The 26,361-nt window shown below is 49.0% G+C and carries 25 protein-coding genes; 14 read left to right on the top strand and 11 right to left on the bottom strand.

All coding sequences use genetic code 11. The features are described from left to right. Positions 1–28: 28 nt before the first annotated feature. Complete coding sequence (locus R7V76_RS02905; RefSeq protein ID WP_318091207.1) at positions 29–637, bottom strand: TetR/AcrR family transcriptional regulator; 609 nt, start codon at positions 635–637, stop codon at positions 29–31. Between the two features lie 198 nt (positions 638–835). Between R7V76_RS02905 and R7V76_RS02900 the strand changes: the two genes are divergently transcribed. From R7V76_RS02900 to R7V76_RS02885, 4 genes are all read left to right on the top strand, one after another. Next, entirely contained in the window at positions 836–1,492 is a 657-nt protein-coding gene (locus tag R7V76_RS02900; RefSeq protein WP_026829549.1) for an HlyD family secretion protein, read from the top strand. 12 nt (positions 1,493–1,504) lie between these two features. Further along, a complete protein-coding gene (locus R7V76_RS02895) occupies positions 1,505–3,208 on the top strand; it encodes a DHA2 family efflux MFS transporter permease subunit (RefSeq protein ID WP_290829109.1) in 1,704 nt (567 codons plus the stop codon). A gap of 122 nt (positions 3,209–3,330) precedes the next feature. After that, positions 3,331–3,867 carry a hypothetical protein gene (locus R7V76_RS02890; protein WP_214766669.1) on the top strand — a complete coding sequence of 179 codons (537 nt, stop codon included), beginning with the start codon at positions 3,331–3,333 and terminating at the stop codon, positions 3,865–3,867. 89 nt (positions 3,868–3,956) lie between these two features. After that, positions 3,957–4,514 (top strand): nitroreductase family protein, encoded by a 558-nt coding sequence (locus R7V76_RS02885; RefSeq protein ID WP_318091206.1) that lies wholly within the window; start codon positions 3,957–3,959, stop codon positions 4,512–4,514. A gap of 412 nt (positions 4,515–4,926) precedes the next feature. Here R7V76_RS02885 and R7V76_RS02880 read toward each other — a convergent pair whose 3' ends face one another. The 3 genes from R7V76_RS02880 to R7V76_RS02870 are packed head-to-tail and all read right to left on the bottom strand — an operon-like array spanning position 4,927 to position 7,902. Next, positions 4,927–6,135, bottom strand: a complete 1,209-nt coding sequence (locus tag R7V76_RS02880; protein WP_290829103.1) for a CDP-glycerol glycerophosphotransferase family protein — start codon at positions 6,133–6,135, stop codon at positions 4,927–4,929. A 31-nt stretch (positions 6,136–6,166) separates the two neighbouring features. After that, positions 6,167–7,192, bottom strand: a complete 1,026-nt coding sequence (locus R7V76_RS02875) for a ribitol-5-phosphate dehydrogenase (RefSeq protein WP_318091205.1) — start codon at positions 7,190–7,192, stop codon at positions 6,167–6,169. After that, the gene (locus tag R7V76_RS02870; protein ID WP_114597238.1) at positions 7,189–7,902 is read right to left on the bottom strand and encodes an IspD/TarI family cytidylyltransferase; all 714 of its coding nucleotides are present in this window, start codon (positions 7,900–7,902) and stop codon (positions 7,189–7,191) included. The genes R7V76_RS02875 and R7V76_RS02870 overlap by 4 nt, the downstream gene beginning before the upstream one ends. A gap of 307 nt (positions 7,903–8,209) precedes the next feature. Between R7V76_RS02870 and R7V76_RS02865 the strand changes: the two genes are divergently transcribed. The 3 genes from R7V76_RS02865 to R7V76_RS02855 all read left to right on the top strand — a co-directional run bounded on the left by R7V76_RS02865 (position 8,210) and on the right by R7V76_RS02855 (position 12,435). Beyond that, positions 8,210–9,976, top strand: a complete 1,767-nt coding sequence (locus R7V76_RS02865) for a CDP-glycerol glycerophosphotransferase family protein (protein ID WP_318091204.1) — start codon at positions 8,210–8,212, stop codon at positions 9,974–9,976. A 17-nt stretch (positions 9,977–9,993) separates the two neighbouring features. Next, a complete protein-coding gene (locus tag R7V76_RS02860; RefSeq protein WP_318091203.1) occupies positions 9,994–11,031 on the top strand; it encodes an acyltransferase family protein in 1,038 nt (345 codons plus the stop codon). 207 nt (positions 11,032–11,238) lie between these two features. Continuing rightward, the gene (locus tag R7V76_RS02855; RefSeq protein ID WP_290829094.1) at positions 11,239–12,435 is read left to right on the top strand and encodes an MFS transporter; all 1,197 of its coding nucleotides are present in this window, start codon (positions 11,239–11,241) and stop codon (positions 12,433–12,435) included. An 82-nt stretch (positions 12,436–12,517) separates the two neighbouring features. Here R7V76_RS02855 and R7V76_RS02850 read toward each other — a convergent pair whose 3' ends face one another. From R7V76_RS02850 to R7V76_RS02840, 3 genes are all read right to left on the bottom strand, one after another. Then, a complete protein-coding gene (locus tag R7V76_RS02850; protein ID WP_290829091.1) occupies positions 12,518–12,850 on the bottom strand; it encodes a hypothetical protein in 333 nt (110 codons plus the stop codon). 92 nt (positions 12,851–12,942) lie between these two features. Next, the gene (locus R7V76_RS02845) at positions 12,943–13,395 is read right to left on the bottom strand and encodes a DUF4385 domain-containing protein (protein ID WP_131503221.1); all 453 of its coding nucleotides are present in this window, start codon (positions 13,393–13,395) and stop codon (positions 12,943–12,945) included. 45 nt (positions 13,396–13,440) lie between these two features. Beyond that, positions 13,441–14,070: a TetR/AcrR family transcriptional regulator gene (locus R7V76_RS02840; protein WP_318091202.1), complete on the bottom strand. Its 630-nt coding sequence runs from the start codon at positions 14,068–14,070 to the stop codon at positions 13,441–13,443. Positions 14,071–14,175: 105 nt separating this feature from the next. Between R7V76_RS02840 and kynU the strand changes: the two genes are divergently transcribed. From kynU to kynB, 4 genes are read left to right on the top strand one after another with little or no spacing between them, the layout of a single operon-like run. Further along, positions 14,176–15,453: a kynureninase gene (gene kynU, locus R7V76_RS02835; protein WP_318091201.1), complete on the top strand. Its 1,278-nt coding sequence runs from the start codon at positions 14,176–14,178 to the stop codon at positions 15,451–15,453. A gap of 9 nt (positions 15,454–15,462) precedes the next feature. Continuing rightward, positions 15,463–16,845 (top strand): amino acid permease, encoded by a 1,383-nt coding sequence (locus R7V76_RS02830; RefSeq protein WP_318091200.1) that lies wholly within the window; start codon positions 15,463–15,465, stop codon positions 16,843–16,845. Positions 16,846–16,865: 20 nt separating this feature from the next. Continuing rightward, positions 16,866–17,705 (top strand): tryptophan 2,3-dioxygenase, encoded by an 840-nt coding sequence (gene kynA / locus R7V76_RS02825; RefSeq protein WP_290829080.1) that lies wholly within the window; start codon positions 16,866–16,868, stop codon positions 17,703–17,705. 13 nt (positions 17,706–17,718) lie between these two features. Continuing rightward, on the top strand, positions 17,719–18,342 hold the full coding sequence (kynB, locus tag R7V76_RS02820) for an arylformamidase (RefSeq protein ID WP_290829078.1): 624 nt from the start codon (positions 17,719–17,721) through the stop codon (positions 18,340–18,342). A 43-nt stretch (positions 18,343–18,385) separates the two neighbouring features. On the opposite strand, the gene R7V76_RS02815 is transcribed toward kynB, so the two are convergent. The 3 genes from R7V76_RS02815 to cydD form a co-directional block, all read right to left on the bottom strand. Next, the gene (locus R7V76_RS02815) at positions 18,386–19,036 is read right to left on the bottom strand and encodes a cyclase (RefSeq protein WP_318091199.1); all 651 of its coding nucleotides are present in this window, start codon (positions 19,034–19,036) and stop codon (positions 18,386–18,388) included. A 125-nt stretch (positions 19,037–19,161) separates the two neighbouring features. Further along, complete coding sequence (gene cydC / locus R7V76_RS02810) at positions 19,162–20,880, bottom strand: thiol reductant ABC exporter subunit CydC (protein WP_290829074.1); 1,719 nt, start codon at positions 20,878–20,880, stop codon at positions 19,162–19,164. Further along, positions 20,877–22,607 carry a thiol reductant ABC exporter subunit CydD gene (cydD, locus tag R7V76_RS02805; RefSeq protein ID WP_290829072.1) on the bottom strand — a complete coding sequence of 577 codons (1,731 nt, stop codon included), beginning with the start codon at positions 22,605–22,607 and terminating at the stop codon, positions 20,877–20,879. The genes cydC and cydD overlap by 4 nt, the downstream gene beginning before the upstream one ends. Positions 22,608–22,818: 211 nt before the next feature. On the opposite strand from cydD, the gene R7V76_RS02800 reads away from it, so the two are divergent. Both R7V76_RS02800 and R7V76_RS02795 read left to right on the top strand, forming a co-directional pair. Then, a complete protein-coding gene (locus R7V76_RS02800) occupies positions 22,819–23,301 on the top strand; it encodes an RrF2 family transcriptional regulator (RefSeq protein ID WP_214850473.1) in 483 nt (160 codons plus the stop codon). Between the two features lie 14 nt (positions 23,302–23,315). Further along, entirely contained in the window at positions 23,316–23,705 is a 390-nt protein-coding gene (locus R7V76_RS02795) for a nuclear transport factor 2 family protein (RefSeq protein WP_318091198.1), read from the top strand. A gap of 61 nt (positions 23,706–23,766) precedes the next feature. Here R7V76_RS02795 and ypfJ read toward each other — a convergent pair whose 3' ends face one another. Further along, positions 23,767–24,612: a KPN_02809 family neutral zinc metallopeptidase gene (gene ypfJ, locus R7V76_RS02790; RefSeq protein ID WP_214766693.1), complete on the bottom strand. Its 846-nt coding sequence runs from the start codon at positions 24,610–24,612 to the stop codon at positions 23,767–23,769. Between the two features lie 206 nt (positions 24,613–24,818). On the opposite strand from ypfJ, the gene R7V76_RS02785 reads away from it, so the two are divergent. Then, positions 24,819–26,345, top strand: a complete 1,527-nt coding sequence (locus R7V76_RS02785) for a methyl-accepting chemotaxis protein (protein WP_318091197.1) — start codon at positions 24,819–24,821, stop codon at positions 26,343–26,345. The last annotated feature ends 16 nt before the right edge of the window (positions 26,346–26,361 follow it).

Raw genomic sequence — 26,361 nt, 5'->3', positions numbered from 1 at the left:
GGTGAAAGGGCGGTTTTTTGATATCACTTTAAGTCGATTGTTCCGGAAAACCGATGCTCTTGACTGTTCCGAAAACAATCATCCGACTGAGTTGATCTGCCATGTAGGCCGCCGAATAAGGACGACCGTTTCGTAACCAGGAAATCAGTAGCCCGAGCTGTCCGCCGATCACGTAATTCAACAATAAATCACGATCGACCAGTTGGGTTTCCGTTACCGTGTGCGCTTCGAACACCTGCTGATAATTTTCCTTTAACGTATCGAGAAAACGCGAGATGAACGTTTTGACCGGACCGTTCAGCAACATCGTCCGGTAAAATTGTTCATGTTGTTCAATATGGATGAACAGTCGTTCGAAGTAACGGCTGACCCGATCGAGCGACGGAGCAGCCGGTGCTCCGGTTCCCTGAATCCGGATTGCTTCCATCAGAAGCCGCATATGATCGTCTACAATCTGATTCATCAAATCATATTTATCCGTAAAGTGCGCATAGAAGGTCGATCGATTGACCGCCGCTCCGTCCGTTAACATCTTGACGGTAATCGTCGAAAAAGGATGACGGTCCAGCAAACGAAATAATTCTTTTGTAATACGGTCACGTGACCGCTTTGGTCGTGGATCTTGTCCTGAATTCATCTTCTAGAACCACCTTTTTTTGATATTGTATCCGTTCTCATTGACTTTTCCAACACTTTGTCGGAAATTGTCGGTTGTATGTTGATTCCTTCTCCATATAATTAACTATATTAACTACTCCTCCCCCAGAGGAGTATTTTTTCTATTCATATGACTGGGGAATTCAGAGTACAGAGAAGAAAGGATGCATTTCATATCATGAACATGAAAAAAGTATTATTGATTAACATTTTGACACTGGTTGTTTTAATCGGTGGAGGCGCGATCGGCTACTACTATTACGATCAAGCGACAAGTTACGTGAAAACAGACAATGCCAAGATTGACGGAAAAATGATTACCATCGCAAGTCCCGGTGCCGGTAAGCTGACGGACTGGACAGCCAAAACAGGTCAAACGCTCGACAGTGACGCGACACTCGGTCATGTCATGATGGCGCAAGCGGGGCAAAAACCGGTCAGTACAGCGGTCTCTATGCCAACAAAAGCAACAGTCGTTCAGTCGATGGCGACAGAAAACGGCGTTGTCGGAGCAGGAACACCGCTCGCTTACGGTTTTAACTTAAATGAGCTTTGGGTAACAGCGAACGTCGAAGAAACCGACATTGATGAAGTCAAAGTCGGACAGACTGTCGATGTTTACGTGGACAGCTATCCGGACACGACGTTATCCGGTGAAGTCGAACAAATCGGTATGACAACGGCTGGAACATTTTCGATGATGCCGTCTTCAAACGGAACTGCCAACTACACGAAAGTTGCGCAAGTCATTCCGGTCAAAGTCTCACTGTCACAAGAAAAATCACTCGACATTCGACCTGGTATGAATGTGACCGTCCGCATTCATAAGGATTAAGGAGGGACGTCTATGTCTACGACCTTCCTCTTCGGATACATCGCTTTTATGGTTGTCACGATCATCGGTGTCAACCTGATTGCACGGCGTTCACGTCCGGCCCGTCTGGCGGGTGCTGCCGATGCCCCTGCGCCTCTCGATGAGGTGCAACTCAACAATCCGGACAGCGCTCCGATGCCTGCACCGCAAGTAAAAACGCAGGAGCGGGCGCCGCTCGCGACTGCAGATATCAGTATTCCAAAAGTCTTGACGGTACTTTTGATCGGAATGTTCATCGCGATTTTGAATCAGACATTGATCAATGTCGCGTTGCCCGTCCTAATCAATGATTTTAACGTCTCGACTTCGACGGCACAATGGTTGACGACCGGGTTCATGCTCGTCAACGGTATCCTGATTCCCATCAGTGCCTTTTTGATGCGGAGTTATACGTTCCGCCAATTGTTCCTCGTTTCCATGACACTGTTCTTCTTCGGATCAATCATCTGTTCGATGGCGATGAACTTCCCCGTCATGATGATCGGACGTGTCGTTCAGGCAGCCGGTGCCGGTATTTTAATGCCGCTCGGTTCCAATGTCTTCATGACTTTGTTCCCGCCTCATAAACGCGGCGCGGCGATGGGGATGCTCGGAATCGCGATGATTCTTGCTCCTGCAGTCGGTCCGACGATTACCGGTTATGTCATTCAGAATTATGATTGGCATGTCATGTTTTACGGAATGGCCTTTTTCGGTCTTTTGACACTCTTACTCGGTGTCGCCTGGTTTAAACTCGTTCAGCCTTTATCAAAACCGAAGTTTGACGCACTCGGTGTTGTTTTCAGTACGATCGGCTTCGGAAGCCTGTTGTACGGATTCAGTGAAGCCGGTAATGACGGTTGGGACAGCCCGCTCGTCATCAGCACGATTCTGATCGGTATTTTAGGGATCGCAGCGTTTGCGCTCCGCGAGCTTTCCATGGATGATCCGATGTTAAATATCCGGGTCTTGAAAGTACCGGAGTTTTCGTTCACTTTATTCATCAACATCATCGTCACGATGGCTTTGTTCGGCGGGATGCTCCTGCTTCCGATTTACTTGCAGAGTATTCGCGGTTTCTCACCGATTGATTCCGGTCTCTTGCTGTTACCCGGATCACTGATTATGGGAATCACGGGTCCGATCGCCGGTCGACTGTTTGACCGCTTCGGTATCCGGCCGCTCGCTATTTTCGGTTTGACGTTAATGACCTACGGTACGTGGGAACTGACACAACTCGATATGAATACCTCATATAATTCGATCATGGGTATCTATATGCTCCGGTCGTTCGGAATGGCTTTCATCATGATGCCGATCATGACAGCCGGGATGAATGCCTTGCCGATGAAAATGATTCCACACGGGAATGCAACACAAAATACGTTGCGTCAGGTCGCCGGTTCAATCGGAACAGCGATTCTCGTCACGGTCATGACACGTCAAACGACAGCTCACCTGGCAGATGACGCCAACCAGTTTACGACACTTGATCCGACCCTTTCACAGCATTTAAATGAGCTGGGACAACAGCTCGGCAGTTCGCAAGCCGCTTCCGTCAGCTGGATAACGCAGTTGACGAAACAAGCGACGATCAGCGGAATCACGGATGCGTTTTGGGTTGCGACCGTCTTGTCTGCACTCGCCCTGATCTTGTCATTTTTCCTGCACGGAAAAAAAGAACCGAATCTCGATTAAGGCTTTTCCTGAACCCGTTGGCGGCACATCGTCAACGGGTTTTTAGTTGTTTGCCTTTGCACTTCTTTCCTAAAATCGCTACACTAGGGTCATTGAGTTTCATATCTAAAAGGAGATGCTTTATGGTTGCCTTTCTGCAATTTTATGCGTTCATCTTTGCCTGCTGTTTCGCCTGGCAAGTCGGACGCCCTTCATCCTGGTCTCAAAAGGTCACACGTGCCTTTTTGATCAGTATCAACAGTCTATTCATCTTTTTCCGTGCGTCCGTCTCCATCTTCCTGTTGATCGGACCGTTACTGCTCGTTTCTTATGTCTTATTTCCACACTTATTATACTTCGCAGGACCTTTGTCCATCATCATCAGCATATTGGTGATCGGTCTGCTGGATCGTCTCGTCAGCTTCGTGATTTTGCCGATTATCCGGTCGTTTTTCCTGAAGAAAAACCGGATGATGCCGCAATTACTGGAAGCTGCCCTTTATACTTTCTCGATGGGCGTGCTTCTTTTTGTGAACTTAACGGTCGTGCCCGGCGTCCAGATTAATATCATGATAGCTGTATTCTTTGGCTTCACGCTCTATTTCGCACATTACTTGTTCGCCTTATTCCGAATTCGTCAACTCAAGAAAAAAATCGCTGCTTCACCCGACAAACGCTGATTCGAACCAGCGTTTTTTTAATTAACCGTTGACAATGATAATCGTTATCAATTATATTCTAAGAGTACTTACGTCAGGAGATGATCACCATGAACACCCGACAACTGATTTTAGAACGACGATCCGTCCGTGCCTACACCGATCAGCCGGTTCCAAATGAAATGATTGAAGAAATTCTCGAAGCCGCCATCTATGCTCCGACTCATAAATTGCGTGAACCTTGGCGATTTGTCCTCGCTAACGAAGAAAGCCAAGAGCGGTATGTCGACCAATTGATGACGCTGCTTGCCAAGCGGGGACAGCTGGATCAAAAAACAGACGAACAACGCCAGATGATGCGTCAAAAATTTGCAGATGTTCCTGTTTATTTGACCGTTTTATATGAAGTAAAAGGAACAGAGGATCAGCAGATGGAAGATCTGCTCGCGACTGCCGCCATGATCCAAAACGTCCAGCTTCTCGCGACTGAACTGGGTCTCGGCTGTTGCTGGAAAAGCGGAAAACATTGGTTCACGGATGAATATGCTGAAATGATCGGCGCTTCCGAAAATGAACGTGTCGCAGGAATCATCCAATTCGGATGGCCCGCCTTAATTCCTCCGCTGAAAAAAAGAACGGCAGCACGTGACAAGTTAACGCACTTCTAAACCGGTGCGCATTCTGCGGACTACCCCTGTCCGCGCCAATCAAGCCCCATCATAATAGTTAAAGCGTCCTTCTTTTCATTCCCTCCCCAAACGGAATCGTAAAAGACGGACGCTTTTTTTGATGTCTGATTCTAAACGACAAAACAGAGCTGACTCAAAAAGAATCACTTGTTCTTTCACACCCTTTCCTCAGGCGAGACACAAGCCAGTTTTCCTGCCTCCTTCAGGTAGGAAACCGGGTCTTGTTTGTCTCTGACAGCGCATAAATGCACTTTTCCTGTAGGAGTGGCGTGAAGAAGTGATTCTTTTGTTAAACGAGATAAGAGGGGCAGATTGATAATCTGCCCCCCTTATCTTTTCAGAGACTGACGTTTGAGTCAGTTTCGTTTTGTTTAGACATGCTTCGATTCGCTCAAACGGTCTTCCGTTCTTCTGGACGCATCGGTGCATCCGGGAGCGCTCCCGTCAATATATGATTGACGATCCGTTTTGTCGCCAGTCCGTCTTGATACGTAAAGAACCGTGCCGCGAAATCTTCAATCTGTTCCGGTTCGAACTGACCTGCCTTGATCCAGGAAATGACGTCATTGAATGACGAAACAATCGGTCCCGGTACAAAGGATTCGTATGGGAAGTAAAAATCACGTTCTTCCTTATACGCGTTCAAATCGTTCACGAGGAAGATGATTGGTTTTTTCAGTAAAGCAAATTCAAAAATAACGGAAGAATAATCGGTCACTAAAATATCCGCTACCTGCATCAAGTCATTGATATCCGGATAATCCGTCATATCAATGATTTGGTTTGAAAATTCTGCCGGTACGACCGGACGGTTCAAGACAAACGGATGCATCCGTAACAGCAGGATATGATCCGGTCCCAACTGTTCACGAAACTGCTGGAAATCCAGTTCCTGATCGTAATGCGCTGTCGTTTGTCCATTTCCTCGGAATGTCGGTGCCAGTAAAATCAGCTTTTTCGACCGCCACTCCGGATACCGGTCATAGAGTTTATGCTCAATCTGAACTTGCCGCTCCCGGTTCAGTAACTGATCGGTCCGCGGAACACCCAGCGGATGGATCCGGGTAGAATCCATCCCAAATGCTTCAGCAAACGGTCCAATGCAGGCTTCTCCGGAAACATACACTTTCGAATAGTTCCGGTGGATCGCCACCATCTTCAAGTAATCGTCATCCGGTGAATAGGACTTATCGAGGACGCTGTAGCCGAACTTCTTGAAGGCGCCGCAGGCATGCCACAACTGAATGACTTCCGTCCCCTTGCGCAACTTCGAGACATAGACCGGATAGTAATAGTCATCAATGATGAAGTACCGGGCCGTCGCCAGTTCGTATGTCGCCCGCATCATATGAAAGACGTATTTGATTTGTCCGATCAGATTTTGTGGAAAACGTTTCAATAAAAAGACATATTGAAAACCGAGTTCACGACTTTCAAGTTCATCATAAACGGCGCGAAAGTTATCGACGAGCTTATCCGAACGATAGGTCGCAAAGACGACTTTTTTTGTCTGTACCGGAAAGAACTTCGAGATCCAATACGTCACGACAAGCAAATAGTGGACTGTTCGCCGCTGAATCAAACGTAATTTCTGTTTCATAACGTGATCCCTTCTCTTTCCGCTTTCATTCTTACATGCACCATTCCATGACGGTTTTACCGAAACGATTCGTCAAATCACTTTCAAATGCTTGATGAATATCTTCGATTTGTCGAATCTGGAAAACACCGGACACGAGATTCGACAAATAGGCCGGAATATCCGGATACATTTGATACAATTCCATCGTCCGTGCAAAATCAGCCGGTGTACTCCGGCTTGATCCGTAGACACGTAATCCTTTTTCAAGAATCATCCGCGTATTGACGGAAACCGGGTCTTCAGAAACGCCGAGCAGTGCCATCGTTCCTTCTGGAATGATGTAATCAATCATTTGATTGATCGCATACTGACTGCCGATTCCACCGACACATTCGAATCCGTGATTAAATGATACGCCGTCCGGAATTTGATCGATATGATACGTCTCATCAGCAAACGAGAAGTAATCGAGCTTCGATTGCGTTTTTCCGAAGACAAGCAATTTCGCTTCCGGATACAGTTTGCGTAACATCAGTGCTGTGATGAATCCGAGGTTCCCGTCTCCCCAGACACCGAATGTTTCACGGCGGCTGTGGGCAATCTGATCAAAACGTGTCATGGCATGAACAGATACACTGACCAGTTCCGTGAAGGCTGCGACTTCCGGATCAAGATCAGCCGGTACTTCGACAAGACGATCGGACTGAATGAAGACGTAATCCTGCATATATCCGTCATACCCGCTCGAGCGGAAACGGCTTGTCCGCAGATAGTTTTCCCCGATGATGTCATCTGTTTCCGACGGTGTGTTCGGAACCATCGCGACCAACGTGCCGATTTTAAACGTTCCGGACGGGTCATGCACCACTTTCCCGATGCCTTCATGAATCATCGCCATCGGTAACTTCTTCGCCAATACTTCCGCACTGCGGCTGCCCGTAAAGTAACGTTGATCCGCGTGACAAATCGATAGATACGTCGGACGAACGACGACCCGGCCTGAATTGAGTGACCGTTCGTCGTACGTCACCTCGATTTGGCGTGGCGCCACGAGTTGATAGACTTGGTTAATCATTGGTGAATCCGCTCCTTCAAAATAGCATTGGCGATGCGAAGATCGTACGGCGTCGTTACTTTAATGTTGAACAACTCACCTGTGACGAGAGCCACCGCTTCCCCTTTAAGCAAGAGAATCTTACAGGCATCCGTCAAAATTGCCCGCTCATCGCTTGATAATGCTTCGTAATGATTTTTGAGTTTTGTGATTTGGAAACTTTGCGGCGTCTGTCCTTGATACATTTGATCGCGGACCGGAATATCGGAAATCGTTTTTCCGTCCGTTGAAGCGACGATCGTATCAATCGCCGAGATGACGGTATCACATGCTCCGTATTCGAGTGCCGTTGAAATGTTTTCTTTGATGATCCGGTGTGTCAAGAACGGACGGACTGCATCGTGTGTAACGATGACGTCTTCGTCTGTCAAACCGTTTTTATTTTCGATCCAGTTGATCGCCGCCATGATGGACTCGTTGCGGTCGCTTCCGCCTGCCGTGATGACGATCCGCTCATCGGTTCCGATATATTTCTCGAGAATATCACGTGTATAATTGATCCAAGCCGTTGGGGTCACAATGATGATTTGATCAAAATCTTCGTGTAAAAGAAACTTTTCAACGGTATGCACGATAATCGGACGTTCTCCGATTGACAGGAATTGTTTAGGTCGATCGACATTCCCCATTCTCGTTCCTTTTCCGCCTGCTAAGATTGCTGCATAAATCATCTTGTATCGCAAAGGACCCATCCATAGACACTGGCGCTGCCATGGGTCACTCTGCTTCCCTCCCTTAATAAAAAAAGTTTTTTGTTTCCACTTACCAGCGATGTGGGTATGTTTAAAAAATATGATCTTTTTTCAATGACTCTATCCACCAAAAGCAAAAAAAATAGACAAAGTTCTATTTTTTTTGTTTCGTCACGATATAATGATGGGTGATTTCTAATATCACTATACTATGTTCGTGATGATTTTAAAAATCTGTCATTGTTGTGTAAATGCATTGTAATCATTTAAGCGAGGAGAGATTGTTTTGACAGAAGAAACACAGATGCCGACATTACAGGCACACGTTAACTATCTAGAACTGGCGGGAACCAAATTCCGCTTCGAGGCACGTCTTTTCGGATTAACTGATTTCCTTCAGGCCGAACAGCTACTTTTTGAGAATCCTGCTGCTCCTGAAGACACAGAAGAAACACAACCGGAAGATGGATACATCCAGTCCGAAGCACCGGCGGAACCGATTCCTTTAGAACGGGCCATCATTTTCCGCAATAAACGGAACAAGCGGACATTCATTCTCCGTTTCCCGTTCGAAGGTGACTGGACAGAAGAAACATTCAGCGGTGAGCTCGATCTCAATCACCTGACTCCGACCGGACGTCCGCTCCCAATGGGTTACTTTGATGCTTTCTTCGGAATCGTCCAAGGGAAGTCCATTTTACATGAAGCACCATTTGGAGATACACGTTCCTTGATTCCGGTCATTTATCGTGTTGACACAAAACATAGCAACGTCCTGCTCAAGCTTGAATATGAACTGGTCGTCCAGTATTCAGAATACAGCAATACCCTAGGTTTCCATTCCCTTAAGCAGGGAGAGACGAAACGTTTTATCAGCTTGATTGAAAAATTCAATAAATCAAAGAAGAAATGGCGGAAACGCGCGTTCAAATTCCGTCGTTTTACATTCAAGAGCATTTACAATGTCACGAAGTGGACGCAACCGATTCAAGACAACAAAGTTGTTTTTGCTTCCGACTCGCGAAGTGACGTCAGCGGAAACTTCGCCTATATCTTAAACGAAATCGAACGCCGAGATTTAAACCTCGACGTGAAGACGTTCTTCAAACCGAACTTACAGTCCCGCCGTGATTGGCGCGACAAATTCACGTTGCCTTACCACCTCGCGACGGCGAAAACAATTTTAGTCGATGATTTTTATCCGATGATTTATCCGCTCAACATCCGCAAAGGAAGCGACCTTGTCCAGGTCTGGCATGCTGTCGGAGCTTTCAAGACTTTCGGATACAGCCGTCTCGGCAAGCCGGGTGGTCCAAGTGCCAACTCGCTCAGCCATCGGAATTACACGAAAGCCATCGTCAGCTCGCATAACGTCGCCCGTCATTACGCGGAAGGATTCGGCTTACGGGAAGATCAAGTCATCGCAACCGGGATTCCACGGACAGACATGTTCTTTGATCAAACGTATATCGCCGACGCCAAAGAACGGATTTATGAAGAATACCCTGTTTTCAAGACCAAAAAAGTTATCATGTTCGCTCCGACTTTCCGTGGGAACGGCGCCAAAAGTGCCCATTATGACTTCAGTCAACTTGATTTGGACGCTTTATACGAAGCGTTCCATGAAGACTATGTCTTCGTCTTGAAGATGCATCCGTTCGTCCGCCGCCGGATGGAGATTCCGGAAGTATATGCGGATTTCTTCCTCGATTTGACGGACCACCGAGAAATCAACGAATTGTTGTTCGTCTCTGATATTTTGATTACCGATTATTCGTCGACTTGTTTTGAATTTTCACTGCTCGACCGTCCGATGTTATTCTTCGCCTATGATTTGGAAGATTACATCTCAAAACGCGACTTCTACTATGACTTTGAAGAATTCGTCCCGGGACCAATCGTCCGTACGTCGGAAGAATTGATTGAGCGGATCAAAAACGAAGATTTCGAGATGCAAAACGTCAAAGCCTTTGCGGAATACTTCTTCGAACACCAGGACGGAAAATCGAGCCAGCGTTTCGTCGATCAAATCATTCTTGGAGAAGACAAATGAATCCAACACCAAAACCAATGACCTTTTCTTATGATCATTGGCTCGGGAACTACAAAGTATTATTGATTTTCATGGTCGTCTTCGGCCATCTGATTGAAACGTTCCGCAATCTTGAGCAAAATGATCCGGTGCAGATGGTTTACAACATCATTTATTTACTGCATATGCCGGCGTTCATCTTCATGAGCGGATACTTTTTTAAGGAAGTCAGACCCAAACGAATCATTTCGTTTGTCGTCCTCTACTTCATCTGGCAGTCGATTCATGAAGTCTATCTCGCTTACGTCAATGAAAAAACGGTCGACGGCTTGATTGACGGGTTGCTCCATCCGCTTGTTCCGAGCTGGACGCTCTGGTATCTGCTCGGGATCATCATTTGGCAAATCGTGACGCCTGGATTCCTGGACTTGCGCTATCCGCTGTTAATCAGTATTGCGTTTGCCCTGCTGATCAATGCCAACCCGGGTTCCATCACGAACTTCCTGTCTTTACAGAAGGTCGTCAGTTTTTATCCGTTCTTTTTGATGGGCTATCTCATCAAAGAGCGGGGATGGCTCGCGGACGGACGGATTCGTGACCGGATGACGTCACCCCTCGGTCGTTTGACCGGATTGATCATTTCCTTTGCCATCGCGATCGCCATGGCCGTCTGGACGAAAAACGGATTTGATACAGTCTGGCTGTTCTACCGGGATACGTACGGTGAATTTGATGTACCGGTTCTCAAAGGTGCGTTGATCCAGCTCTTTTTATATGCGGTCAGTACCGTGATGATTTTCTCTGTGCTGATGATGGTGCCGCATCGCTCCTTCGGCGAACGGTTTGATCAAATCGGAATTCAGACGTTGGCGATTTATCTGTTGCATTCGTTCATCGTCCGGCTGTTCCGTGATTTCGTTCCGCCGTGGATCGCTGAATCACCAGTGCTATTGATCGGTTCATCCTTCTTGCTTGCGCTGTTCTTCGTCTGGATTTTATCGAGTCGTCCAATCGTTCGATTGTTCCGACCGTTGTTATCTCCAAACGTCAACTGGCTGTTTAAGAAAACACCGTAATCGTTCATTCCATAACAGTTGATACAAAGACCGACTCCAAAAAGAATTACTCGTCTTTTCACGCTCTTTCCTGTAGGAGTGGCGTGAAGCGAGTGATTCTTTTTTTGTAACGGGCGGTAAAATTGACAGGATCTTTCTCTTGAAACTAAGATAGTAAAGGTAGATTAAATAAACGCTTACACCAGCGTGTAGAAAGAAGGGATCCCATTGCAAGCGGATCAACGAAAAAAATTAACGGTTCTGATGATTAACATGTTCATTGCCGTCGGGAGCTTCGGGATCATCATTCCGATTCTGCCCGCTTACTTAGCTTCCATCGGTCAAGGTGGTACGGCAGCCGGTCTGATGATTGCGATTTTTGCCGGTGCCCAGCTCGTCATGTCACCGGTCGCCGGGAAATGGGCCGATCAATACGGTCGACGGAAGATGATCATTTACGGATTGATCGGACTGACGTTATCGATGTTCGTCTTTTATTTCTCGAACTCTGTGACGATCCTCTATATCTCACGGGCGATCGGCGGTGTCGGTGCCGCGCTGTTGATCCCTGCGATTTTTGCCTACGTCGCAGATATCACGACGATGGATCAGCGCGCAAAAGGGAACAGCTTCGTCTCTGCTGCCATGTCGCTCGGAATCGTCATCGGTCCCGGAATCGGCGGTTTCCTCGCCGAGTTTGATTTAAAATTACCGTTGCTCGTCTCCGCACTTGTCTCACTCCTTGCCGTCTTATTCAGTGTTTTACTGTTGCAGGAAAGTGATGTCCATGATGCGACGGCGATGGCACCGGATGAAGGCTCGATGTGGAAAAAGCTTGGGGCATCCTTCCATAAGCCGTACTTCGTACCGCTCGTCATCACTCTGGTCATGAGTTTCGGCTTGATGGCGTATGAGTCTGTCCTCGGGCTGTTCGTCGACAACCAGTTTGGTGCTTCACCGAAAGATATTGCAATCATGGTGACGTCGACCGGTATCATCAGCGTCATTGCCCAGATTTTTGTCGTCGATAAGTTATCACGCAGTCTCGGCGAAGGAAAAGTCCTGAATATCTTCCTGTTGATTGCGACACTCGGATTCTTGTTGTCTCTCTTGACGGCGAGTTACGGTGGATTCTTCGCTGTCACACTGGTCATTTTCCTCGCGACTTCGATCTTACGTCCGGTTCTGAATACGATGATTTCAAAACTGGCCGGTAACGAGCAGGGATTTGCGATGGGGATGAACAATGCCTACATGAGCATCGGGAACGTCCTCGGTCCGACCCTGGCCGGTCTGTTATACGATGTCAACATTCTGTATCCATTCATGCTTGGACTCGTTTTCCTTGCCGTGACATTGGTCGGCTCTGTCGTTTGGCAACGCCGTCAGTCTCGTTTAATTAAAAAGATTGAACAGACATCTTGATTCAGATGTCTTAAAAAAAGCAGGCGGTCGCCCGATTAAATAATCGGATGGCCTCCTGCTTTTTTCATCTGGTAGAGAAATATCAGCCGTGCAATGTCGTCCGGTCCCACCAAAGCACCTGCAGGAAGCGGAGCGTTTTAACAAGCGTTTCGACGACCAACAGGACGAGTAAAAAGGCCGTCATCCGTAAATCCAGTACATGATTCAAAACCAATCCAAATAAAAGGGTCGTCACAAAAACACGCCGCGTCAGTTCAAATGAAGACACTTCGAACGTCGTGACGATACTGAGTCCGATACTGTATACTAATAAGCCAATCAAAATGCTGACGGGAACAGTTTCCACTGTATAGTCCACCAACAGATACATACTTATAATCAATCCGATCAAAGCCGCCCAGTACGTGTAACGCATATATGTTCCTCCCTTTTAATCCCATCATAGCAAATTCTGAATCCTCCATTTTCAGTGCCACGAAACAGGCAAATGGAAAACTAAAAATCCGTTCATCCGTACTGTTTTTGATGAGCTTTCTTTAACTTCAAGTACTCTTCATCCGCCCGGATTAAATCCCATTTTTCCTGAAAGATTTCTGCCGATTTTGCTTTTTCCGGATCAATTTCCCGTTCGTTCAACTCACCCGTCTCTTTATTTTTGTACTTACGTCCGCCTTTATAATTCGTATACCGGCGCGCCCGCGTATGTCCCATTTGGATGAACTTCCGCGCCATATCCATTCCGACGAAGTCTCCGGCCTCTTTATAGTCGAGATACATCTGATAGATTTTTTCGGAAGATTCTTTGGCAATTTCCGGTGTCTTGAACCGCCAATGCGGCAAGATTTCCCCTTTATACGGTTCGACGAGCAACACACCCTGTTCGCCCCGTCCGACCCGGTATTTTTCCGGTTCCTTCCGAAAATCGGTTGTCTTAAAATCAAGATCGTAATCAAATGCCATGTGCAGCGCCCCCTTCTCCTACAGGTTTCCCGGGAACGAGCTTCTTTAACCGTGTTCGTACAGTCCGGTCGTATACACAGCGGTTAAGGTTTTGGCGATTTCTTCGATTGACGCGGTCGTCTCTTCACGGACGACTTCGAACAGATACATTTCATTGGCAAAAAACCAGCCGCGGGCAACCAGTGCCGGATTTAAGTCCGGACGTGCCAATCCGGTCCTCTGCGCATAGCGGATATCGCGGCTGATCCGTTCAATGAACCGCTCGCGAATCTGTTTCCACTTCGTCCGGATGACATAGGAAATGCCAATCGCCTGCTCGACGATCCGCAGCATCTCCCGCTCCTGCTCAGCCAACTGTAAAAAGGCCGTTGCCTGTTGCTCGATTTGTTTTTGAGCCTCTTCAGCCGTACCCGGCTCAAACGGCTGTTCCGCCACTTGGTGGAAACGGTCCATCACGTCTTCCATCAACACAATCAGCAGTTCATCTTTCCCTTCAAAGTGAACGTATGCCGTTCCATATCCGACACCCGCCCGTTTGATGATTTGCGAAATCGTCGTCGTCTGAAAGTCATTTTCAAGAAAGACTTGCCGGGCTGCGACCAATAACTTTTCCCGCGTCCGGACTGTCCGCAAATGCCGTTTGTCCACTTTGGATTCATCTGATTTCATCGTCATCGACCGCCTCTCCTGATTCTCTATCCGATAATATTGACACAGTGTCAATTTGTTTGCTACGCTTTTCTCAAAATTGATTACTGATTCATTTAAGGAGGAACGGACATGACATTGACCGCACCACGCAAGCACGCCATCGAACAGGATCAACAGGATGCACTCGCTCCGTACCGGAACGAATTTTATCTGCAGGAAGGTTCGATTTATATGGACGGCAACTCGCTTGGTCTGTTGTCGAAACGGGCGGAAGCGACGTTACTCGAATCGCTCGCCGATTGGCGGGAACTCGGAATTGACGGATGGATGAAGGGCCGGCATCCATGGTTCGATCTGTCGGAAAAACTGGCTTCCTTAAACGCCCCGCTCGTCGGCGGCCGTGCGGACGAAGTCATGGTGACTGGTTCGACGACGGTCAATCTGCATCAACTCGTCGCAACCTTTTTTGCACCAAGCGGAACACGGACGAAGATTTTAGCCGACAGTTTGACGTTCCCGTCCGATATTTATGCGCTCCAGAGTCAACTCCGGTTGCGCGGACTTGATCCGGCGGAACATCTCGTTCAGGTCGAAAGCCGCGACGGACGGTTTCTCGATGAAGCCGATATCATCGCTGCGATGACGGATGACATTGCCTTGATCGTCCTGCCGACCGTCCTGTACCGGAGCGGTCAGATTTTAGATATGGAATGGCTGACCCGGGAAGCGCACGCACGCGGAATTCTGATCGGCTTTGACGGGTGTCATTCCGTCGGCGCGATTCCCCATGCGTTTCACGATTGGGGCGTCGACTTTGCTTACTGGTGCAACTACAAACACTTGAACGGCGGTCCGGGAACGGTCGGCGGTCTGTTCGTCCACGAACGGCATTTCGGTACATTACCCGGTCTGACCGGTTGGTTCGGTTCCCGCAAAGACAAGCAGTTTGACATGAACCATACGATGACACCGGCTGAAAACGCGGCGGCCTTCCAGATCGGAACACCCCACGTCTTGAGCCTCGCACCGCAAATCGGAGCGCTCGAACTGTTTGCAGAAGTCGGCATCGATGCCGTCCGGGCGAAATCCCTCGCCTTGACCGACTACATGATGACGCTTGTCGATCAGGAACTGACAGCATACGGTTTCGTCATCGGCAATCCGCGTGACGCGAAACGACGCGGTGCCCACCTGAGTCTTGAACATCCGGAAGCCGCGCGGATCTGCAAAGCGCTGAAAGCCCATCACGTCATTCCTGATTTCCGGGCACCGAATATTGTCCGCCTGGCACCCGTTGCCTTGTATAATAGTTTTGAAGACGTCTATGAAGTCGTTTCGATTTTGAAAACAATCATGGATGAAAAACAGTACGAACAATTCAAGAACGAACGCGAAGTCGTCGCGTAAGGAGGCATTATGAAAGAACATCCTACTGAATTACGGCGTGATTTAAAAACACGCCAACTGACGATGATTGCGATGGGCTGTGCGATTGGAACAGGACTTTTCCTCGGAAGCGGTCTCGCCATCAGTCTGGCCGGACCAAGTGTTCTTGTCAGTTACGCCATCGGAGCGTTCATCGTCCTGCTGTTGATGGGATGTCTCGCGGAAATGACCGTTGCCCATCCGACGTCCGGCTCATTCGGAACGATTGCGGAGAAGTACATCGGTCCTTATGCCGGTTTCCTCGTCCGTTATTCTTACTGGGTCGCGAATGTCCTCGCGATCGGCGTCGAAGTCAGCGCCATTGCCATCTACATGAAATACTGGTTCCCGGATGTGCCCGGATACATTTGGATTTTCGTTTTCGCAGCGGCGTTAATTTATATTAATGCCACGACCGTCAATACGTTTGCGACATTCGAATATTGGTTCTCCGTCATTAAAATCAGTGCCATCCTGATGTTCATGATTCTCGGCGCGTACTTAGTCTTCGGCAGCAGCTCACCGGAGATTGGTCCGCAAAACTTTACGAATGACGGCGGCTTCATGCCGTTCGGATTCTCCGGTCTCTGGATCGCCGTCTTCATCTCATTGTTCAGTTTCCTCGGGACCGAATTGATTGCCGTGACAGCCGGTGAAGCAAAAGATCCGGATGTCGCAGTGCCGAAAGCACTGAAGGCAACCGTCTTCCGTCTGTCGACGTTTTATGTCATCACGATTGCCTTGATGCTGATGATCGTTCCGTGGCAACAGGCCGGCGGTGTCGATGAAAGTCCGTTCGTGAAAGTCATGGAAATGTTGTCGATTCCCGGTGCAGCCGGCATCATGAACTTCATCATCCTGACGGCCGCCTTATCGGCGATGAACAGCCAGCTCTATGCTTCGACGCGGATGATGTATTCGTTGTCGAAAGCTACCTATGCCCCGCGGATATTCAGCCGCTTGAATGCGAAAGGCGTACCGCTGTTTGCCCTGGCTGTTTCGACACTCGGGATTTTCCTCGCTGCCGTCATCAGCAGCCAATCGAGTGTCTCATATCCGTTCATGATGGGGATTTCGATGTTCGGTGCCATCTTCACCTGGTTCATGATTTTCATTTCCCATCTCTACTTCCGGAAAGCCTGGGAACGGGACGGCGGACGAAAACTGCCGGTCCGGATGATGGGTTATCCGTATTTGACGGCGCTCGGTGCGCTCTTGTTGTTTGCGCTTGTCATCACGACCTGGTTTACTGATTTCCAGATTGTCCTGAAGTTCGGTATCCCATGGTTGATTTTCCTGACAATCGCCTATGTTTTTTGGAAACGAAATAATCCGCCGCAAGCGGATCAGACAAACCGTTCACAATCACTTTGACGTAAAGGGGATCGAGTGGCATGAAACAGACGGACGCGACACAGATTGAGGAGTCGATTCAAACCGACTTTAAAAAAGACATGTCTTACGGGGATTATTTACAGCTGGACTCACTTTTGACGAGCCAACAACGGTTATCGGATCACCATGACGAAATGTTGTTTATCGTCATTCATCAAACAAGTGAACTCTGGATGAAACTGATTTTGCATGAGATGACGGCTGCCATTCAGGCAATCGCCGATGATCAACTCGAACGGTCGTTTAAGATGCTCGCCCGTGTCTCAAAAATTCAACAACAGCTGATCCAGTCGTGGAGCGTCCTGTCGACACTGACACCGGCCGAATATCTCGAATTCCGGGACTCGCTTGGACATTCCTCCGGGTTCCAGTCTTATCAGAACCGGCAAATCGAATTTTCGCTTGGCTTTAAAAATGCTCAGATGTTACGGGTCTACGAACATGAAACGGCGCTGTTTGCTCAATTGAACGACGACTTAGAGACACCAAGTATCTATGACGAAACGGTCCGGGCGATGCATCGGCGCGGCTTACCGATTGACGAGGCGGTTCTCAACCGGGATGTCACGCAAGACTGGGAAGCCGACGCGAGTGTCGAAGCGGCCTGGGCCATCGTCTATCAGGACGTTGAACAGTACTGGGATTTATATGAACTCGGGGAAAAGCTGCTCGATATCGGCAGCCAGCAACAGATGTGGCGCTTTAACCATATGAGTACCGTCGAACGGATCATCGGTCAAAAACCGGGAACGGGCGGTTCGTCCGGCGTCAGTTATCTGCGCCGCGTGCTCGATCACCGGTTCTTCCCGGAACTGTGGTCGGTCCGGACAAAACTTTGAGGGGGAATCTTGCATGAACCGTTGGATTGATGTCTCACAGCCGTTAACCTCGTCGATTACGACATGGCCCGGCGATACGAAATTTGACTATACGATCAACTGGAGTAAAGCCGATACCGGCTCTGTCAATGTCGGGCAGGTCACGATGAGCCTGCATACCGGTACCCATATCGATGCACCGTTTCACTTTGACGACGCCGGTCAAAAAGTTATTGATTTGGATCCGGATCTTTATATCGGTCATGCCCGTGTCATTTACTTGCCCGGCCGGACTGAACTCGTCGCACGTGATCTGGAGACGTTTGATTTAACCGATGTCCGCCGGTTAATCATTAAAACGGACGGATGGGTCGATAAGTCCGTCTTTCCGGAAACAATCCCGGTGCTGACGCCAAGTCTTGCCGAACGCCTCGGTGAACTCGGGATTGAATTGATCGGACTTGATTTACCGTCCGTTGATGCAATCGACAGTAAAGAGATGGCGGCGCATCACGCGCTCGCCGCCCATGGCGTTCACATACTCGAAGGGTTGGTCCTCGATACGATCACTCCGGGTGATTATCATCTCAATGCCGTTCCGCTTCCGCTTGTCGACGGTGACGGCAGCCCGGTCCGTGCATTGATGCGACCGTATTAAAAAAAACCGACAGAACGCTCTTCCGAGAATGTTCTGTCGGTTTTCAGTTTTCCTTGACCGTTACGGGGAACAATACGTCTTCAATGCGTTGCATGATCTGTCCGAGTACTTGCAGGGACGACTTGACATCAAAATCGATATCGAGTGAATGATTGGCACCTTTGATTTGTTCCAGTACAAGGTTCGAGTTACCGCACCGTTCCAACGCTTCCGGACTGAACTGACGATCGTGGTCACCGATGACAAGTAATCCGTAATGCCGGCTGTTCGCAATCGCTTCGACGATGGCCGGATCTTTCAGTAATGGTGTCAACAGAACGACACGCGCTTCCGGAAACATCCCACGGTGCATCATTGAAACCAGCGGCACCGTCCCAAGCGATTTGGCAATGAAGTGAATCGTTTGATATGTCCGTTCCCGTAACACGTCCCTGATGACTGCTTCAATCCGCCGGCTCATCTCGGCGTCGCCCTGCTCATCTGCCATACTAAACAAATCATTCGAGACATATTGAATTTCAATCACGTTCACCCCGCGTTTTAATAACATCATCCGGCTGAAGTAAAAATACGGATGATCATAGGCATAACCGGCACCGGACAACATAAAACAGATCTCATCCGAATCGGAGTAGTAATGATTATAGGCAATCGTTTGATCTTCCAGTTGCGTCTCGCAACGGCGAATCTCCATCACGGCTCCCCCTTTATTTTTTTCCTTACTTTACCATTCCTGCAATCAACCGTCCATTTGAATTCTGTTCAATCAAAACAGCCACATCCTTCGCCGATAGAGCGTTGGATGTGGCTGTTTTTAATTCAGCGGACCAGTTGATCCGGTGTAAAGACGGATTGTTCGACTTGTTTCAAGGCATAAAAGGCACCTTGCTTGATCATTAAGTCAGCATACGTTCCGACTTCAACGACCTGCCCTTGCTCCATGACGACAATCTGATCCATCAACTCAAGACCGGCCAACCGGTGGCTGACAAGCAACAGCGTTGCGTCCGATGCACGAGCAAACAGGTGGCGTAAAATCATCTGTTCCGTCAACGCATCGACCGATGAGGTCGGCTCATCGAGCAAATAGAGCGGCGTCTGACGTAAGAAAATCCGGGCAATCGCCAGCCGTTGCTTTTCACCGCCGGACAGGTTTTCCCCTTTTTCAAGCACCCGGTCGTCGAGCTCCAGTAACGAAAGACCAACGTGTTCCAGTGCTTCGATCATTTGTTCATCCGTCGCCCCGCTGCTGGCGAGCTTCAAATTGTCACGAATCGTCCCGTAAAAGAAATGATTTTGTTGCAGAACGACATTCGACTGTTGCCATAACGCTTCCGGATTAATTTCTTTACCTGGAGTTCCTTCAATCCGGATTCCGTCTGCCGGATACATCCGCAACAACAGTTGCAACAGCGTCGATTTTCCGGAACCACTTGCTCCGACAATCGCCGTTTTACTGCCGGCAGGGAACGTCACGCTGACATCGCGTAAGACGGGACGGTCCTGTCCGGGAAACGTAAAGCTGACATGCTCCGCACGGATTTCCGGAGCCTGCATCAATGCAAACGGACGATATTCCGGTTCCGCCGTCGCTTCGACGACATCATCCAGCCGGCGTGCCGCATGACGACTGTCTTCGAAGAACCCGGGTAAAATCGCCATCGGAGCGGCATTTTCAAACACCGTCAACGAGGTCATGACCAACAAGGCGAGGAAAACGCCGTCGAGTTGTCCGTCAGCGACGAGATATGCCCCGAGTCCGAGGACAAACCAGGAAATGACCAACGTCGCCAGTGTATTCAAGGCAAGGTTCGAGACCGCATGCAGTCCGTTCCGTTTTTCTTCCGCCACGTAGCGTGCGGCGACGGCATTCAGTTCCGCTTCCTTATTGCCGAGTTGTTGATAGATCTTTAAGTCGCGATAACCTTGGAACAGTTCTGTCACTTCCGTCGACAGTTCCCCGCGTCGGGCCCGGACGGACCGGGCAAACCGCTGTTCCCGGTAGGCAAACCAGCCGGGAATGACGAATCCCGTTAAGATCAGACCAAACACAAGGACAAGCGCGACACTGAGTGAAAAGAAACTGACAAAAAAGATTGTACATAGAAAAACGAGCACCAGGATAATCGGCGGATAGACGACGCGTAAAAACGTATTTTGCAGACTTTCGACGTCCCCGACAATCCGGGCCAATAGGTCTCCGCTCCGATACTTGGCAAAGATACCCGGTGCGAGCGGTTCAAGCCGTTTATAAAACGTCGTCCGCAAGTCACTGAGGATCGTAAACGTCGCCCGGTGTGAGTAATACCGTTCGGCGTACCGGCTGACAGCCCGTGTCAGACTGGAGATTTTCTGTAGGGCAATCAGGACGGCAAGTGTCTGAATCGGCGGCAGCAGGGCCGCTTTTGAAATCAGGAAGCCGCTCGCGGCAAACAGTCCGACCGCCGTGATGCCGGCCAATACACCAAAAATAATCGAGAGCACGATGTCCCGTTTCTGGTGCAGCATCAAACGAAAAATTCCCATCAACTCTTTCATCGTGTCTCCTCCCCTCGTTGAACGGCGCGCATCATCGCATATTCCGATTCACGTCCGAGTAATTCTTCATGTGTTCCGCGGTCGACGATCCTTCCGGCTTCCAGCACGACGATTTGATCTGATTGTTCAATCGTATGCAGACGGTGGGCGACCGTGATGACGGTCGCTTCACGTCCGAGAACAGTCATCGCTTCCTGCAACACCCGTTCCGTCTTCACGTCAAGACCGGTCGTCGGTTCATCAAACAAGATGACGTTCGGCCGTTTCAGGAAGGCACGTGCCAGCGCCACGCGCTGCTTTTCCCCACCGGATAAGCCGCGTCCGCCTTCTCCGATGACCGTATCGAGTCCGTTCGGCAACTGTGCGATCAATTCGGTCAGACCGGCGTCCAATGCCGCCTGTTCAATCGCAGCGCGCGACGCTTCGCGCAATTCACCAATGGCAATATTATCCGCCAGCGTCCCGGCATAAAGATACGGATGTTGCGAGATGTAGCTGAGCTGGCTGAACCAACTTGTTTCCGTAACCGTCTGACGGTTTTGACCGTCAAGCAACAGCTGTCCGTCCTGCGGATCGGCAAGACCCGCCAGCAATTGGAGGACCGTCGATTTCCCGGCACCGCTACGCCCGATCAAGGCCACCTTTTGATACGGTTCAATCGTCAAATTCAACTGCTCCATCGCAAACCGGGCATCCCGGTAAGAAAACGCGACGTCTTTCAGTTCAATCCGCGGCGGACGGGCCGCCGGCAGTTCCGTTTGTCCGAAAGCGACATTCCGGTCGTCTTCCGTCAGTTCGGCAGCAATCTGTTTCGCGGCCGCGACACTGCCCCGACCGGTATGGAATGCGGCACCCATCTCTTTTAACGCCAGATAGTATTCCGGTGCCAGGACCAACATCAAGAAGGCCGGTACAAAGGTGATGCTTTGGAATAAAATCAATCGTAAGCTGACTTCCAGTGCAATCATCCCCATACTGAGCATCGAGATAAACTCAAGCATTAGCGACGACAAGAAGGCAAGTTTTAAGACGGTAAGCGTCGCATCCCGGAAGTCGAGGCTGCTTCGCTCGATAACATCCTGCTGCGCTTTCGCCCGCCCAAATAACTTGAGTGTCGTCAATCCCTGTAACGTATCGAGGAATGTTCCGGAAAAAGCATTCATTTTCTCGAGCTGCGTATCAGCCCGTTTTTGCGTCATAATCCCGATGACAATGTAAAACAACGGAATGAACGGCGCTGTGATCATCATGACGAGTCCCGTCACCCAGTCATAGCTGAAGGCGGCAATCAAGACCATCAGCGGAACGATTGATGTCTGAATGACTTTCGGCAGGTACTGGCTGTAGTAGCTGTCCATCTCATCAACGGAATCCAGCAGAATACTGACCTTTTGACCCGATTGCCCTTCAAGCATCGATTCGACGGAGTTTCGTGTATATTTTGCGACAAGCGCCTGGCGTAAGTCTTGTTTGACCCGTGCCGCAAGACTCGTTCCGAGGCGGCCGTTCCAGTACGTGACGCCGACTCGGAGCATCAGCATCAATAACAGGACACCTAGCAACGGCAAAACCGCAGCAAACGGATCACCCTGCAGAAAAATCCGGTCGACGATGATGACGATCAGATAAGATTGACCGATGACGGCGACGCCCATCAGGACAGCGGCCAACATCAGTTGTATAAAAATCGTACGCGGAATCGTGATGATTCCTTTGAGTGGATTCATAAGAAAACGTCCCTTCACTAAGTGTGAACGACTTTTAGTGAATATTTTCACATATCGTACACTCAGTATACCGAATCCATTCTGTTGATGCCACGGGTATGCGGTCGAAAAGGTGTGACGGTTTTGTGAGGAACCTTTTGTTGGACAATTCATTTATTCGGATGTATTGTAGACAATAGTTATCCACGATATACAGAAAGGAGAATATTTCATGCAAATGAAGACAGGTGTCGAACAATCGGTGTACGCGATGCTCTTATTGACGTTTTTACCGGAGAAAGGTGTTCTACCGGGAGAATTCATCAGTCAGCAGCTCGGGGCTTCGCCGTCCTACTTCCAAAAGTTGCTCCGAAAACTTGTGAGTGCCGATCTGCTGATTTCTGTTCCCGGTGCCAAAGGCGGCTTCCGGCTCAAAGCGTCACCGGAAACGATTCGCGTGTTTGATATCTATGAAGCAATCGAAGGCAAACAGTCGTTATATGCCTCAAGCGGCGTCTTTGAAGACTTGATGGGCATTCAAAATCAGAATATCTGTCTGTTGTCCGATCTGATGACAGAGGCGGAACAATCCTGGCAGTCGACGCTTAAACGCGAGACGATCGATTCGATCCGCCGTGAAATTTATTTGAACTGTCCGCCCGACCATCTGACAAAACTGCAAAGCTTAATCGAAGAAAAAATGATTCGCAACTAAAAGGAGAATGAACCATGACTATATCTACACTTGACCGCTATTTTGATTTATTTGATGCTTCCCGGACTGATGAAAAAGCTTTTGATGACTTGATTTCCCTGTTCTCGGACGAGATTACGTTTGTCTTAAACGGACAGGAACAGCACGGAATCGAAGCCTGGAAACAGTTTGTCCGGATGGTCTTTACGGCTAACCAGGACATCAAACACATGTACGCCGGCTGGGTCCCGTCTGCAGCAGGCGATACGATGGAAACACGCTGGGCCGTTTGCGGCAAACGGGCAGACGGATCAGTCTTCACGCAGGACGGCATGGACATCGCCCGGCTTGATGCAGACGGAAAGATTGTTTATCTCGCCAACGTCCCCGATGATACAGCGATGTTTAACCAGTACAATGGATAATCTGATAATCTATAGAAAAAAGGCATCACTTCGGTCATGAAGTGGTGCCTTTTGACGTTTCTTATAAATTTTTCGCTTTGAATGTGTCGCCGCCTTCGATCGTTCCGTTATCGAATCCTTTTTGGAACCACCGTTCCCGTTGTGCCGAAGTACCGTGTGTAAAGCTTTCCGGTACGACATACCCTTGGCCTTTTTTCTGAAGTGTATCATCACCGACCGCATTGGCCGCACCGAGTGCCTCTTCGAGATCGCCTTCTTCGAGCAAATTTTGTCCTTGTGCGTGATTTGCCCAGACACCGGCATAATAATCCGCCTGTAATTCAAAACGGACCAGATACTTGTTGAACTTTTCTTCGCTCATCTTTTGGCGGAGCGGCATGATTTCGTCAGATGTCCCGAGCAACGTTTGAACATGGTGTCCGACTTCATGGGCAATGACGTATGCCATCGCGAAGTCTCCCGGTGCACCGTATTTATTTTGTAACTCATCATAAAAACTAAGATCGATGTATAATTTCTGATCACCCGGACAATAAAACGGTCCAACCGACTTTCCGGCTTGTCCACACGCTGAACTGACTTGATCGGTATATAAAACAAGCGTCGGTTCTTTATACGTCATACCGTCCTGTTTAAATTCCTTCGTCCAGACTTTTTCCGTATCCGCCAACACGACAGATACAAAGTCCGCTGCTTCTTTTTCCTTGGCCGTTTCCTGATATTCGCCCTGGCTGTCGCCCTGCGAACCAGACAGCCCTCCAAGGATATCGGCCGGATTCCCGCCCATCAACGTAACGACGATTAAAATGATGATCCCGAGTCCGCCTCCGATCCCGGCCACTCCTTTACCACCCATCCCCCGCCGATCTTCGACGTTCGAACTTCTTTCTCTACCTTTCCATTTCATATCACAGTTCCTCCTACAAGTCTCAATGCCCTTCTATACCCCATATCGTGTCTGTTTAGCCGTGATTTCCTATTTTAAAATTTAATTTTATTTTAAGTATCTTGAAGCTAAACAATCTTATTTTCCCGACCGATAGTGGTATACGTTTAACATGTTTACTCGTGATTTGTTTCACTTTTTAATAGAAAATGGGGGAATTTTATTTTATGAAACGTCAAAATCAGCTTATGCTTTGGATCAGTTTTCTTGTCGTCTGTTTATCGTTAATTGTCCATGGTTTGCACCGGTTCACTAACTTTGCACAAGGTTACCAAATCATTCACGGAAACGTGGCAGCCGCTTCACCGACGGTACTTGTCTGGATTGCTTTATTACCGTTCGTCTGCTGGATCGCTTCTGCCGGTCTTTACCGGATTCGGCCAAACAGTCCATCCGTTGCCCTTCTTTTGACGTTGACGTTAACGTTTTCCAGTATGTCGATCGTCGCCGGCGGGAACGGACTGGTCGAGTATCATTTCTCGATTTTCATGGTTCTCGCTCTGATTGCTTATTTCCGCCGGATTGACTTGATTCTCGTCAGCACTATCCTGTTTGCCGTCCAACATTTCGCCGGCTTCTTTTTTGCCCCGTCCCTGATTTGCGGAACAACCGGGTATCCGTTCAGCATCCTGATGATTCATGCGGTCTTCTTGATTTTGACGAGTGTGGCTTTGATCATTCAGATTGTCGTTCAAAATCAGGAGCGATTCACCTCTTTACAACGTGAAGCGGAAGCGACGACCTTGATGACGAACGTCAGTCAGCAAATCGAAGCGCTGGTCGGCAATTTAAAAACGAATACAAAACACCTGCAACAAGCAGCTGTCCAGTCCGTCGAAGCAACGAATCAGATCGCGACGGCAATTTCCCCGATCATCCAGTCCGCTGACGGTCAGCATCAATCGATGCAACAAGGAACGGATCAACTGCATCAGGTCAATGCATCCATCGCATCGATCCAATCGAAAATGGCACAGACCGTCACGACGACGGAACATATGACGAAACGCGCGTTGACCGGAAACGAGGAGATGAACCTGATGGATCGCCGCGTCGAAGAGATGGTCGAATCGACGAATGGTCTGCATACTTCGGTCACGGCCATGGCCAGCCGGTCCGATAAAATCCAAAAAATCCTCGCCAGTCTGGAAGCAATCGCCGGACAGACCAATCTGTTGGCGCTGAATGCGGCGATTGAAGCAGCGCGCGCCGGTGATGCCGGACGCGGATTTGCGGTCGTCGCAACGGAAGTCGGGCACCTCGCCGTCCAGTCCCGGAGTTACGCGAATGAAGTGACGGAAGTCTTACAGGCCCTGATTGCCGATACCGACCAAATCAAGACGACAGCTGCCGGTTACACGAAAACATTGGCTGAAAACCAGGAGATGACCAGCCGTGTCCGTCAGACTTTTTCCGATATCACCCATCTCGTTCAAGAGGTCGAACAGAGTATCGGCTCGATTCAAACAGCTCGGCACGGTGTCGGTGTTCAAATGCTCGACATCGAACAAAGGATGGAAACGACCCGAACGGCTTCGCTCGAAGTCCGTCACGGCATTGAATCGACGGCCGTCTCACTTGAACAACAAACAACCGTTCAACACGAATTTGAGTCCATGACAGAATCTCTCAGTACGATGACGGCGTCGCTCGAATACCTCGTCGATGAATTAACACAACATATGACCCGTTGAAATAACGTTCCTCCCC

This window comes from Exiguobacterium artemiae, from assembly GCF_033342815.1.
In the GTDB taxonomy this organism is placed as follows: Bacteria; Bacillota; Bacilli; order Exiguobacteriales; family Exiguobacteriaceae; genus Exiguobacterium_A; species Exiguobacterium_A artemiae_A.
The sequence above is the reverse complement of the archived record's forward strand: the minus strand, read 5'-3'. Positions and strand labels throughout refer to the sequence as shown.